General features: G+C 41.5%; 17 protein-coding genes and 4 pseudogenes. 1 reads left to right on the top strand and 20 read right to left on the bottom strand.

Annotated features, from left to right (window positions below; all coding sequences use genetic code 11):
* Positions 1-5: 5 nt before the first annotated feature.
* The 3 genes and pseudogenes from MFLO_RS01405 to MFLO_RS01415 all read right to left on the bottom strand — a co-directional run bounded on the left by MFLO_RS01405 (position 6) and on the right by MFLO_RS01415 (position 2489).
* Positions 6-805 (bottom strand): annotated as a pseudogene (locus tag MFLO_RS01405) (energy-coupling factor transporter transmembrane component T family protein).
* Positions 802-1674 carry an energy-coupling factor ABC transporter ATP-binding protein gene (locus MFLO_RS01410; protein WP_036095820.1) on the bottom strand — a complete coding sequence of 291 codons (873 nt, stop codon included), beginning with the start codon at positions 1672-1674 and terminating at the stop codon, positions 802-804. The pseudogene MFLO_RS01405 and the gene MFLO_RS01410 overlap by 4 nt, the downstream one beginning before the upstream one ends.
* On the bottom strand, positions 1650-2489 hold the full coding sequence (locus MFLO_RS01415; RefSeq protein ID WP_036095821.1) for an energy-coupling factor ABC transporter ATP-binding protein: 840 nt from the start codon (positions 2487-2489) through the stop codon (positions 1650-1652). The genes MFLO_RS01410 and MFLO_RS01415 overlap by 25 nt, the downstream gene beginning before the upstream one ends.
* 119 nt (positions 2490-2608) lie before the next feature.
* On the opposite strand from MFLO_RS01415, the gene MFLO_RS01420 reads away from it, so the two are divergent.
* Positions 2609-3271, top strand: a complete 663-nt coding sequence (locus MFLO_RS01420) for an MgtC/SapB family protein (protein ID WP_036095825.1) — start codon at positions 2609-2611, stop codon at positions 3269-3271.
* Positions 3272-3474: 203 nt separating this feature from the next.
* Here MFLO_RS01420 and rplQ read toward each other — a convergent pair whose 3' ends face one another.
* From rplQ to rplX, 17 genes and pseudogenes are all read right to left on the bottom strand, one after another.
* A complete protein-coding gene (gene rplQ, locus MFLO_RS01425; RefSeq protein ID WP_036095827.1) occupies positions 3475-3870 on the bottom strand; it encodes a 50S ribosomal protein L17 in 396 nt (131 codons plus the stop codon).
* A 24-nt stretch (positions 3871-3894) separates the two neighbouring features.
* Positions 3895-4840 (bottom strand): annotated as a pseudogene (locus MFLO_RS01430) (DNA-directed RNA polymerase subunit alpha).
* A gap of 103 nt (positions 4841-4943) precedes the next feature.
* The gene (gene rpsK / locus MFLO_RS01435) at positions 4944-5333 is read right to left on the bottom strand and encodes a 30S ribosomal protein S11 (protein ID WP_036095830.1); all 390 of its coding nucleotides are present in this window, start codon (positions 5331-5333) and stop codon (positions 4944-4946) included.
* Between the two features lie 27 nt (positions 5334-5360).
* On the bottom strand, positions 5361-5726 hold the full coding sequence (gene rpsM / locus MFLO_RS01440) for a 30S ribosomal protein S13 (RefSeq protein WP_036095833.1): 366 nt from the start codon (positions 5724-5726) through the stop codon (positions 5361-5363).
* A gap of 28 nt (positions 5727-5754) precedes the next feature.
* The gene (rpmJ, locus tag MFLO_RS01445) at positions 5755-5868 is read right to left on the bottom strand and encodes a 50S ribosomal protein L36 (protein ID WP_003720928.1); all 114 of its coding nucleotides are present in this window, start codon (positions 5866-5868) and stop codon (positions 5755-5757) included.
* A gap of 101 nt (positions 5869-5969) precedes the next feature.
* Positions 5970-6188 (bottom strand): translation initiation factor IF-1, encoded by a 219-nt coding sequence (gene infA, locus MFLO_RS01450; RefSeq protein ID WP_003720929.1) that lies wholly within the window; start codon positions 6186-6188, stop codon positions 5970-5972.
* 329 nt (positions 6189-6517) lie between these two features.
* A complete protein-coding gene (locus MFLO_RS01455) occupies positions 6518-7174 on the bottom strand; it encodes an adenylate kinase (protein WP_036095837.1) in 657 nt (218 codons plus the stop codon).
* 64 nt (positions 7175-7238) lie between these two features.
* Complete coding sequence (gene secY, locus MFLO_RS01460; protein ID WP_036095838.1) at positions 7239-8534, bottom strand: preprotein translocase subunit SecY; 1296 nt, start codon at positions 8532-8534, stop codon at positions 7239-7241.
* A complete protein-coding gene (rplO, locus tag MFLO_RS01465) occupies positions 8534-8974 on the bottom strand; it encodes a 50S ribosomal protein L15 (RefSeq protein ID WP_036095840.1) in 441 nt (146 codons plus the stop codon). The genes secY and rplO overlap by 1 nt, the downstream gene beginning before the upstream one ends.
* A 51-nt stretch (positions 8975-9025) precedes the next feature.
* Positions 9026-9205, bottom strand: coding sequence for a 50S ribosomal protein L30 (gene rpmD / locus MFLO_RS01470; RefSeq protein WP_036095841.1), 180 nt, complete (start codon positions 9203-9205; stop codon positions 9026-9028).
* A 16-nt stretch (positions 9206-9221) separates the two neighbouring features.
* On the bottom strand, positions 9222-9725 hold the full coding sequence (gene rpsE, locus MFLO_RS01475) for a 30S ribosomal protein S5 (RefSeq protein WP_036095843.1): 504 nt from the start codon (positions 9723-9725) through the stop codon (positions 9222-9224).
* Between the two features lie 21 nt (positions 9726-9746).
* Positions 9747-10107, bottom strand: a pseudogene (gene rplR / locus MFLO_RS01480) (50S ribosomal protein L18).
* Between the two features lie 34 nt (positions 10108-10141).
* Positions 10142-10678, bottom strand: a complete 537-nt coding sequence (gene rplF / locus MFLO_RS01485; RefSeq protein ID WP_036095847.1) for a 50S ribosomal protein L6 — start codon at positions 10676-10678, stop codon at positions 10142-10144.
* Positions 10679-10704: 26 nt separating this feature from the next.
* On the bottom strand, positions 10705-11103 hold the full coding sequence (gene rpsH, locus MFLO_RS01490) for a 30S ribosomal protein S8 (protein WP_036072868.1): 399 nt from the start codon (positions 11101-11103) through the stop codon (positions 10705-10707).
* A gap of 32 nt (positions 11104-11135) precedes the next feature.
* Positions 11136-11321, bottom strand: a complete 186-nt coding sequence (locus MFLO_RS01495) for a type Z 30S ribosomal protein S14 (RefSeq protein ID WP_036072865.1) — start codon at positions 11319-11321, stop codon at positions 11136-11138.
* A 28-nt stretch (positions 11322-11349) separates the two neighbouring features.
* On the bottom strand, positions 11350-11889 hold the full coding sequence (gene rplE, locus MFLO_RS01500) for a 50S ribosomal protein L5 (protein WP_036095851.1): 540 nt from the start codon (positions 11887-11889) through the stop codon (positions 11350-11352).
* A 31-nt stretch (positions 11890-11920) separates the two neighbouring features.
* A pseudogene (gene rplX, locus MFLO_RS01505) lies at positions 11921-12233 on the bottom strand (50S ribosomal protein L24).
* Positions 12234-12250 lie beyond the last annotated feature (17 nt).

Raw genomic sequence — 12250 nt, forward strand, 5'->3', positions numbered from 1 at the left:
CCTCCTCAAGTTCTAAATACGTACAATAAAATGGTTAGCACTGCTAGTGAAACAAGCAACCACGTGTCGCTCCACCGCCAGTTGAGGAGGCGAAATTTTGTTCGACCTCTCCCGCCGCGGTAACCCCGAGCTTCCATTGCAATCGCCAAGTCTTCGGCGCGCTTGAAGGCGCTGATGAACAGTGGAATTAGGAGCGGAACAATCGCTTTAATCCGCTCCGATAGCTTCCCACTCGTAAAGTCCACGCCACGGGCTTTCTGGGCCTTCAAGATTTTCTCGGTTTCATCCATTAAAGTCGGAATGAAGCGCAGCGAAATACTGAGCATAAGCGCCAGTTCATGAACCGGCAAACGCACCACTCGAAATGGCGCCAAAATTTTCTCAAGTCCATCCGTCAGTTCGATCGGACTCGTCGTTAGCGTTAAAAGCGTCGTCATAAAGACAATCAAAACGAAGCGGCAGAACATCTTCACCCCGTTTAAAAGGCCAAGCGTCGTAATTTTAACCGGTCCAAGCGCGAGTAGCGTATCTCCGCCTTGTGTAAAAAACACTTGCAAAAACAGCGTTAATAAAATCAAAAACATGATCGGCCGAAGCCCTTTTATGAAAAAACAAAAAAAGGAACTTTTGAACTGAATACTAAATATAAAACATAGGCAAACATGAGCAAGTAAGTAAGCCAATTATTCGCCAGAAAAACAATCACGATAAAAAACATGACCGCTGTAATTTTTGCACGCGGATCAATCGCATGGAACCATGAATCGCCTGGAATATAACGTCCCAGAATCATTTTATCCATCATGAGGCCGACCCGCCTCGCGGAAGAAAGCGTGCCATTTCTTCAAGCAGCTCTTCCATATTCAAGCACGTCTTTTGAAACGCCACATTGAATTTTTTCTCAAAATCGTGTTGAAACCGAACCACTTCTGGTACAAGCAGCCCCAGTTCTGACAGTTTCTCTGCTTCCGCAAATATGTCACGGGGATGCCCGACTTGGTCAACGGTTCCGCCTTTCATCAACACAATTTTTTCTGCGTAACGCGCCGCATCTTCCATGCTATGGGTCACAAGGATGGTTGTCAGACCTTTACGCTGATGCAGTTCATAAAACATATCCATGATTTCTGTGCGGCCACTTGGATCTAGTCCCGCAGTAGGCTCATCCAGAACGAGCACTTCCGGTTCCATCGCAAGCACACCTGCAATGGCCACACGGCGCATTTGACCGCCTGAAAGTTCAAATGGCGAGCGCTCCAAAATCGACTCGGAAAGTCCCACTTCAAGGATCACTTCTCGCGCACGCTGTTCGGCTTCTTCTTTAGAAACGCCAAAGTTAAGTGGGCCGAAACAAATATCCTTCAGCACGGTTTCTTCAAATAGTTGTGCTTCTGGAAATTGAAATACAATGCCAACGCGTTTGCGAATGTCCTTCAATTTTTTTTGCTTCTCGCCAGCCAAAATTTCCCGATCAAAAATTGTGATACGACCTTCTGTCGGTAGCAAAAGCGCATTTAGATGCTGCAACAAAGTCGACTTGCCGGAACCAGTATGCCCGATAATAGCCGTATAGCTGCCATCTTCAAACGCGACTGTCACATCTTGCAGGGCTCGCTTTTCAAATGGACTATTCTTTTGATAACAATATCCTAATTGTTCGAGTTTAATTGCCATAACAGTTCTAATAACGCTCCTTCCGACAGAATCGGCTTCTCAATCGAGATCCCTTGTTTTTTCAAACGCTCTTCCAACTCTACAATAAACGGCACCCCGAGCCCGATTTGCTTCATCTCCTCCGGCCGCTCGAAAATCTCCTCCGGCGCCCCTTCGCGCAGCAGCTTGCCCTTGTTCATCACAATGACGCGATCCGCATAAATCACTTCATCGAGGTCGTGTGTGATCGAGATAACGGTTATGTCCTCGCGTTCGCGCAAATTCCGAATGGTCGCCATCACTTCCGCCCGTCCGCGCGGGTCAAGCATCGAAGTCGCTTCATCCAAGATAATCACATCCGGACGCAGAGCTAAGACGCCGGCGATCGCAACACGCTGCTTCTGTCCTCCTGAAAGCCGCGCCGGCTCATGTAAGGTATAATCGCTCATACCAACTTCACGAAGTGCACTCTCGACACGCTCAACCATATCGTCGTGCGGGACGCCATGATTTTCCAGTCCGAAGGCAACATCATCTTGAACGGTTGCCCCGACAAATTGGTTATCAGGATTTTGAAAAACCATTCCAACTTGTTTACGAATATCCCAAATCGTTTTTTCGCCGAGTACAAAATGACCGATTTTAATTAGACCTTTCTCTGGGAAAAGCAGACCGTTAAGCAGTTTAGCGAGTGTCGATTTGCCAGAACCGTTATGGCCGACGAGAGCTAACCATTCGCCTTTCTTTACCGAAAAAGTAACGTCATCTACTGCAAAATTTTCTTCTCCATCATATTTATAAAAAACGTGCTCTAAGCGTACAAAATCCTCAGACAAAATCTGCACCTCATTTCTTTCGGTTACACTCTTTTCATTATAGTATAAAGCAACTTCCTGCGCAAAGCTTGTTATTTTCTGAAAAAAGGAGGAGAATGTGTATGATAAGGAGTGATTTTATGTGGCTTGAATTTTTATTACGCTTATCTGTCGCAGGAATTTTAGGTGGTATCATCGGGCTCGACCGGGAACTTCGAGCCAAAGAAGCTGGCTTCAGGACACACTTTCTTGTTTCGCTTGGCAGCGCTCTGATTATGATTGTGTCTCAATATGGTTTTTTCGGCGTTACGGGACATGATAATGTATCCTTTGACCCAAGTCGTGTTGCCGCTCAGGTGGTCAGCGGAATTGGTTTTATCGGCGCCGGAACGATTATTATTCAAAAGCAATTTGTCCGTGGCCTCACAACGGCTGCTGGACTTTGGGCAACATCAGGTATTGGTCTCGCAACTGGAGCAGGGCTTTACTCACTTGGTGTTGGCGCAACGGTTCTTACGCTAATCGGTCTTGAGGCGCTCAGTTTATTCACAAAATCGGTTGGTTACCATACTGTGCTTTTGATTTATTCAACGAGTGACCGAAAAAATTTAGTGAATATTACGAATTACCTGCACGAACACGACTACCTGATTTCAACATATGAGACGAAGCGAGAGCCATTTGGTGATGTGGAAGCCTATCAGGTGACGATGCAAATCAAATCGAAGTCGATCCAAGAGGAAAAGAACTTGTTTCACTTTGTTCAAACACGTCCGCATGTAACGCTTGAACGAATGGAATAAAAAAAGAGCGCTAAGCTGAAAATAGCTTAGCGCTCTTTTTAAAATAGAAAAACTCAAAGCTTGTAAGAAAAACTTTGAGCGAATCGAAAACGAAAAAAAAGCCTGCGCTCCCCAAGATACTAATCTCGGGGAACACACAGAGCTAGACAAGACAAGGAATTACTCGCTTATCATGACACTCCACTTGCTTTAAATATCAGTTCTTATTTAACTAATTCAATGATAACCATTGGTGCACCGTCACCACGACGAGGACCTTTTTTGTAGATACGAGTGTATCCACCTTGGCGCTCAGCGTAACGAGGAGCTACATCATCAAATAATTTTTGCAAAGCATAAACTGCTTGGTTTTTCTTACCGTTAGCACCGTCAACTTGTTTGACTTCTGCTACTTCGTGGCGGATGAATGATGCTGCTTTACGACGAGCATGCAAGTCACCTTTTTTACCAGAAGTGATAAGACGGTCAACAACTTTGCGAACTTCTTTCGCGCGTGCTTCCGTTGTTTCGATACGTTCATGAACGATTAAATCTGTTGCAAGGTCACGTAGTAAAGCTTTACGTTGTGAGCTTGTACGACCTAATTTTCTGTAACCCATGGAATTCCCTCCTTACATTTCTAATCAGTTTTCGTTGCGAAGACTTAAGCCAAGATCAGCAAGTTTTACTTTCACTTCTTCTAAAGATTTACGACCCAAGTTACGCACTTTCATCATGTCATCTTCAGATTTGTCAGCAAGTTCTTGAACTGTATTGATTCCAGCACGTTTCAGACAGTTATAAGAACGGACAGATAAGTCGAGTTCTTCAATCGTCATTTCAAGTACTTTTCTCTTTATGGCTTTCTTCTTTTTCAATCATGATTTCAGCTTTTTGTGCTTCATCTGTTAAGTTAACGAAAATACTTAAGTGCTCAGAAAGAATTTTAGCGCCTAACGACACTGCTTCTTCTGGACTAATGCTTCCGTCAGTTAGAACATCAAAAGTAAGCTTATCATAATTTGTAGATTGACCAACACGTGTATTTTCCACTTGATAATTCACACGAATAACAGGCGAGAAAATAGAATCTATTGGAAGAACACCAATAGGCATGCTTTCACGTTTATTTTGATCAGCCGGCGTATACCCGCGGCCTCGAGCAGCATTTAGGCGAACATGAAATTTCGCATTTTCACTCAATGTTGCAATATGAAGATCTGGATTTAAGATTTCGACATCACTATCGTAATTAATATCTCCAGCTGTTACAACACCAGGTCCTTGTATATCAATTTCCAATGTTTTTTCTTCATCAGAATAAACTTTAAGAGCAAGTTTTTTGATATTCAAAATTATGGTTGTCACATCTTCAACTACACCTTCAATTACAGAAAACTCATGCAAAGCTCCATCAATTTGAATGGAAGTTACAGCAGCGCCTGGAAGTGAAGATAATAGAATACGACGTAAGGAGTTACCCAAAGTTGTACCATATCCACGCTCAAGTGGTTCTACAACAAACTTTCCATATTTGGCATCATCGCTGATCTCAATCGTCTCGATTTTTGGCTTTTCAATTTCGATCATTCAAATATACCCTCCTTCAAAACGTCTTATTTCAGAAACTTAGTCGAACCTCATCTTGTTTCAAAACATCGGTGTTTTAAGAATTGCGTAAGAAGACGACTACTTATACACGGCGACGTTTTGGAGGACGACATCCATTGTGAGGAACTGGAGTAACATCTTTAATTGCAGTAACTTCAAGACCTGCAGCTTGAAGAGCACGGATTGCTGCTTCACGACCTGCACCAGGACCTTTAACTGTTACTTCAAGAGTTTTAAGACCATGTTCCATAGCTGCTTTTGCAGAAGTTTCTGCTGCCATTTGCGCTGCGAAAGGAGTAGATTTACGAGAACCTTTAAATCCTAGAGCTCCAGCACTTGACCAAGATAAAGCATTACCATGTGTATCAGTAATCGTTACAATTGTATTATTAAATGTAGAACGAATGTGTGCAATACCGCTTTCGATATTCTTTTTCACACGACGTTTACGTGTATTTGTTTTACGTGCCATTCACTAATTACCTCCTTTACTATTCGTTTATTTCTTCTTACCTGCGACAGTCTTAGAAGGACCTTTGCGAGTACGCGCATTGTTTTTCGTATTTTGTCCGCGTACAGGAAGTCCACGACGGTGACGCATACCACGATAAGAACCGATTTCGATTAGACGTTTAATGTTTAAGTTCACTTCACGACGAAGATCCCCTTCAACTTTAATGCGGTCTACGATTTCACGGATTTTACCTAATTCTTCTTCACTTAGATCTCTTGTGCGTACATCTTCAGAAACGCCCGCTTCTTTCAAAATTTGAATAGCTGTTTGTTTCCCAATACCAAAGATGTATGTCAGCGAGATAACGATACGTTTTTCACGTGGAACGTCCACACCAGCAATACGTGCCATCTAATCAAGCACCTCCTTGTTTTATAGATTAACCTTGTTTTTGTTTATGTTTAGGATTTTCACAAATTACCATAACTTTACCTTTACGACGAATAACTTTACATTTTTCGCACATAGGTTTAACAGATGGTCTTACTTTCATTCCATATACCTCCTTGTTTACTAGAGAAAATGTCTCTATAAACCGATAATTACTAAGCTGGCGAACCAGACCGGTATATAAATTCAATTTCGGAGTGCAAATTATTTAAAACGATAAGTGATTCTACCACGAGTCAGATCATACGGGGAAAGCTCTACGGTTACCTTATCACCAGGCAAAATACGGATGTAGTGCATACGAATTTTACCTGAAACAGTGGCAAGCACTTTGTGTCCATTTTCGAGTTCAACATTGAACATCGCATTGGGTAGAGTTTCTTGTACAACGCCTTCTACTTCAATTACATCTTCTTTAGCCATATGTTCGCTACCTCCTTCTCGGTTACTAGACCACTTGGTTACTTATTTAATCAGTGTAAAAACGTGATTACATGAAAAAACGTGAAAAGAGATCTGCTTCCTTTTACTCGAAAGCCGATCGTTCTTTAGACAACCTGAAAAGTGAAATCCGTAATCCAGAGAACTTGAGTACGAAGACTAAAGTTCGATTTAGGCATAAGTTTCGGATGATCTTCAAATGGTTCTCTCGTTCATCATGATTTGCTCAGATGCTATACTCCACTGCCAATTATCCATTATACTACAAATCAAATTAATTTGCACGTTTAAATTTTTGGCGTGTGTTTAGCTTATTCTCCTTTAAAAGAAGCCAAAATTTGATCGACATCAAGAAAAACTTTATCAATATCCTGTTCGCCGTTAACATTATGAAGTTTACCTGTCTCTGTATAGAAATCAAGCAGAGGCTGTGTTTGTTTTAAGTTAACGTTCAAACGATTTTCAACAGTTTCTTTCTTGTCATCTTCACGTTGATAGAGTTCTGTTCCATCGAAATCGCATTTCCCTACCACTTTAGGCGGATTGTAGATTTCATGATAAGTGCGGCCACAAGTTGGACAAATCCATCTTCCTGTAAGACGCTTCATCAGGACTTCTTTTTCAACATTAATATTAATAACGGCATCCAGTTCTGTTCCAAAATCACTTAAGATATTTTGGAGTTCTTCAGCCTGAGCGACTGTTCTTGGAAATCCGTCTAGAAGGAAACCATTTTTTGCATCGTCTTGAGCTAAACGCTCGCGAACAATACCATTTGTCACTTCATCAGGAACTAGGTCGCCTTTATCCATAAAGGATTTAGCTTTAAGCCCCAGTTCTGTTTCGTCTTTCATCGCTTGGCGAAACATGTCCCCTGTTGAGATGTGCGGAATATGATATTTTTCAACTATTTTCTCAGCTTGAGTACCTTTACCAGCACCAGGCAGTCCCATTAATACTAGTTTCAATTGATTCGCTCCTCGTATACCCGCAAGGCGCCCTGCTAGGAAAACCTAAGCAAGTGCCTGCGTGTTATTTGATGAATCCTCGATAATTCCGTTTAACAAGTTGTCCTTCGAGCTGTTTCGTCGTATCAAGTGCTACACCGATTACGATTAGAAGACTCGTACCGCCAATTGCAAGTGTCTGTGGCAAGTCAAATGCCGTAGTTCCAATTGTCGGGATGATGGCAACTGCTGAAAGGAAGATCGCACCTACAAAGGTTAAGCGATAAAGGACCGAAGTCAGATAAGCTTGCGTCTCTCTTCCAGGACGTTTACTAGGAATATATCCACCTTGCTTCTTCAAGTTATCCGCAACTTTTTCTGGATTTACTTGGATGAAAGCATAGAAATAAGTGAATGCGATGATTAGAGCTACATACAAGACCATTCCGATTGGTTTTGTATAATCAAATACGTTTTTTAGTACCGAAACAACACCATTGTCGTTATTAAAGAATGTCAAAATCGTTTGCGGTGTAATGATGAATGCACTCGCAAAGATTACTGGAATAACCCCAGCCGAGTTGAGTTTAAGCGGCAAGTGAGTTGCTTGCGCACCAGCTTGTTTATTACCGGCAACACGCTTCGAATACTGAATCGGAATTTTACGCAATGCTTGTTGGAAGTAGATAACTACGACAATAATTAAAAGCGCAGCTAGTGCAATTCCAGCAAGAACTAAGATGTGTAGGAAAAGCTGATCGCCCGAATCTTCAATTTGCTGTACGTATACTTGGCGGATACCATCAGGGATACGCGCTACGATACCAGCGAAGATGATGATCGAGATACCATTTCCAACACCTTTAACTGTAATTTGCTCCCCTAACCACATTAAAAACATTGTTCCTGTTGTAAGTACAATCGCAACGATGATGTACTGAGTAACAGAAGCATTGAAAATTAGTGTAGATCCAGAAAGTTGGTTAAAGCCGTAAGCCATACCGAAAGCTTCGATAAGACCTAGGATAATCGTCAAATAACGAGTTAATTGGTTTAATTTTTTACGTCCCATCTCACCTTGTTTAGCCCACTCAGTAAGTTTTGGAACAACATCCATTTGCAAAAGCTGCACGATGATGGATGCGGTGATGTAAGGCATAACACCCATGGCTAGTACAGAGAAGTTCTTAAGAGCTCCACCGTTGAACGTATTCAAGAAGCCAAAAATGCCGCCTTCCATTGTTTGTTGTAATGCTGCTGCATTCACCCCAGGCACAGGTATGAATGTTCCGATACGGAAAATGATGAGCATTGCAAGAGTGAAGAAAATTTTATTCCGGATATCTTTTACCCGAAAGAAGTTCGCTAACGTCTGAAACATTAGATCACCTCAGCTTTTCCACCAGCAGCCTCGATTGCTTCCTTAGCAGCAGTAGAAAATTTATTTGCTTTCACTGTAAGTTTTTTCTCAATAGATCCATTCGAAAGGATTTTAATACCAGATTTAGCATTACGCACAACACCTGTTTCGATTAACAATTCAGGTGTTACTTCTGTACCGTCTTCAAAACGATTTAAAACATCCAAATTTACGATTGCAAATTCTTTACGGTTGATGTTTGTAAATCCGCGTTTAGGTATACGACGGAAAAGTGGAAGTTGTCCACCCTCGAAGCCTAAACGTACTCCACCGCCTGAACGAGCTTTTTGCCCTTTGTGTCCACGGCCGGAAGTTTTTCCGTTACCAGAGCCTGTACCACGACCAACACGATTACGCTCTTTACGAGATCCTTCAGCAGGTTTAAGTTCGTGTAGTTTCATGTCAAGCACCTCCTCCTATTTCTAGTTCATTTCTTTTAAAAATAATTTCGCTTAAACTTCTTTTACGTCCAGAAGATGACTAACTTTGTTAACCATCCCACGAATTGCAGGATTATCTTCTTTAACAACAACGGAATTTGTTTTTCCAAGGCCTAAAGCCTTAACAGTTTTGCGTTGTGTTTCGGGACGACCGATTAAGCTACGTTTTAGAGTGATTTCTAATTTAGCCATAATGATAATTCCCTCCTTATCCTAACAATTCTTCAACTGTCTTGCCGCGAAGTTTTGCAACATCCTCAGCTTTTTTAAGTTGTTTGATTCCATCAATTGTAGCGCGAACCATATTGATTGGTGTGTTAGATCCAAGCGATTTTGAAGATACATCAGCAACTCCAGCAAGCTCAAGTACGGCACGTACTGGACCACCAGCAGTTACCCCAGAACCGGCGCTAGCAGGTTTAAGCAAGATTTCTCCGCCGCCGAAACGACCTACAACTGTGTGTGGAAGAGTTGTTCCAACTGTTGGTACGAAAACCATGTTTTTCTTCGCATCTTCAACTGCTTTACGAATCGCGTCTGGAACTTCTTGTGCTTTACCAGTACCAAAGCCAACGTGACCATTCTTATCGCCGACAACAACAAGTGCTGTGAAACGGAAGCGACGTCCACCTTTTACAACTTTAGCAACACGGTTAATCGTAACAACGCGTTCTTCTAAATCTAATTTGTTTCCATCAATAATTTCAGCCATCTAAGTTTTCCCTCCTTCTTATTAGAATTCTAGTCCGTTTTCACGAGCTGCTTCAGCTAGAGCTTTTACGCGACCATGATACAAGTATCCTCCGCGGTCAAAAACAACTGCAGAAATTCCTTTTTCAGAAGCACGTTTAGCAACTAATTCGCCAACTTTGCTAGCAGCGTCAACTTTCGATTCAGCAGAACCAAAGTCTTTATCTAAATTCGATGCATTAACAAGTGTTACGCCATTTACGTCATCAATTAATTGAGCGTAGATGTTTTTGTTAGAACGGAAAACGTTCAAACGCGGACGGCTTTCTGTTCCAGTAATTTTAGAGCGAACACGAGCATGTCTTTTTTTTACGAACTTTATTTTTGTCGATTTTAGTAATCACACGACTCACCTCTTCTCTTATCGCTTACGCGGCATTATTTACCAGTTTTACCTTCTTTACGGCGTACATATTCGCCTTCATAACGGATACCTTTACCTTTATACGGTTCAGGTGGACGTACAGCGCGAATGTTTGCAGCTAGTTCACCAACATGTTCTTTATTGAATCCTTTAACGATTACTTTCGTATTCGCAGGAACTTCAATTTCAACACCTTTTGGTGCTTCGAATTCTACTGGATGGGAATACCCTACGTTAAGAACAAGTTTTGAACCTTGTTTTTGAGCACGGTAACCGACACCGACTAATTCAAGTGATTTTTCGTAACCTTCAGAGACACCTACAATCATGTTATTTAGGACTGCACGAGTCGTACCATGAAGAGCACGGTGATTTTTATTATCAGTTGGACGCGAAATGTTGATTTCGCTTCCTTCGATTTCAATTTTAATGTCTGGGTTAAACTCTCTTACAAGTTCACCTTTAGGACCTTTAACTGTTGCCTTCGTTCCGTCAAGTGTAACTGTTACACCAGCTGGAATCGTAATAGGCTTTTTACCGATACGGGACATCTATCGCACCTCCTTATGAATAAATTTTACCAAACGTAAGCTAGTACTTCTCCGCCCACTTGTTTAGCGCGAGCTTCTTTGTCCGTTAAGACACCTTGAGAAGTTGACACGATTGCGATACCAAGGCCGTTAAGCACTTTAGGCACCTCATTCGATTTAGCGTAAACGCGAAGTCCAGGCTTACTAATACGTTTAAGACCAGTAATTACACGTTCGCCAGACGGGCTGTATTTCAAGAAAACACGGATTGTTCCTTGTTTTTCATCTTCGATATACTCAACGTCGCGGATAAAACCTTCACGTTTCAAGATTTCAGCGATTTCTTTTTTGATTTTCGATGCAGGCAATTCTAATTTGTCATGTTTCACCATGTTCGCATTACGGATGCGAGTTAGAAAATCTGCAATTGGATCTGTCATCACCATGTGTTATTATCCTCCTTCCTTCTATCTGATTCTTACCAGCTTGCTTTTTTAACGCCAGGAATTTGACCTTTATAGGCAAGTTCACGGAAACAAATACGGCATAATTTAAATTTGCGAATAACGGAATGTGGACGACCACAACGTTCACAACGAGTATAGCCTTGAACTGCGAATTTAGGTTCGCGTTTTTGTTTAGCAATCATTGATTTTTTAGCCACGTTTTCGCCTCCCTACTTTAATTATTGATTATTTTTGAAATGGCATTCCAACTTGAGTTAACAACTCACGGGATTCTTCATCAGTGTTTGCAGTTGTAACGATAACTACGTCCATACCACGAACTTTTGATACTTTATCATAATCAATTTCAGGGAAAATCAATTGTTCTCTCACACCCAACGTGTAGTTGCCGCGGCCGTCGAAAGCTTTTTTCGATACTCCACGGAAGTCACGAACACGTGGAAGTGAAACAGTAATTAATTTGTCTAAGAAATCATACATACGCTCACCACGAAGCGTTACTTTCGCACCGATTGGCATTCCTTCACGAAGACGGAATCCAGCGATCGAATTTTTTGCTTTTGTGATAACAGGTTTTTGACCAGTGATTAAAGCTAATTCTTCAACAGCACTGTCCAAAACTTTAGCGTTTGCTACTGCGTCACCAACACCAGTGTTGATTACGATTTTTTCAATTTTTGGTACTTCCATTACGGAAGAATAGTTAAACTTGCTCATCATACTAGGAACAATTTCCTTAAGATAGCGATCTTTAAGGCGATTCATGTAATGTTGCCTCCTTCCTCAATTACTTTCATTATTTATCGATGACTTCACCGGATTTTTTTGCTACACGTACTTTTTTTATCGCCTTTAACTTCGTAGCCTACACGAGTAGGTTCGCCAGATTTAGGGTCGATAAGCATTACGTTAGATACGTGAATTGGTGCTTCAACATTCAAGATTCCACCTTGTGGATTGATATTGGAAGGTTTTGTATGTTTTTTCACCATGTTAATTCCTTCAACAATTACACGATCTTTTTTCGGGAATGCAGCAAGAATTTTGCCGGATTTGCCTTTATCTTTACCAGTAATAACTTGTACTTTATCACCTTTTTTGACATGCATTGGTCTTAGCACCTCCT

This window comes from Listeria floridensis FSL S10-1187 (assembly GCF_000525875.1).
GTDB classification, from domain to species: Bacteria; Bacillota; Bacilli; order Lactobacillales; family Listeriaceae; genus Listeria; species Listeria floridensis.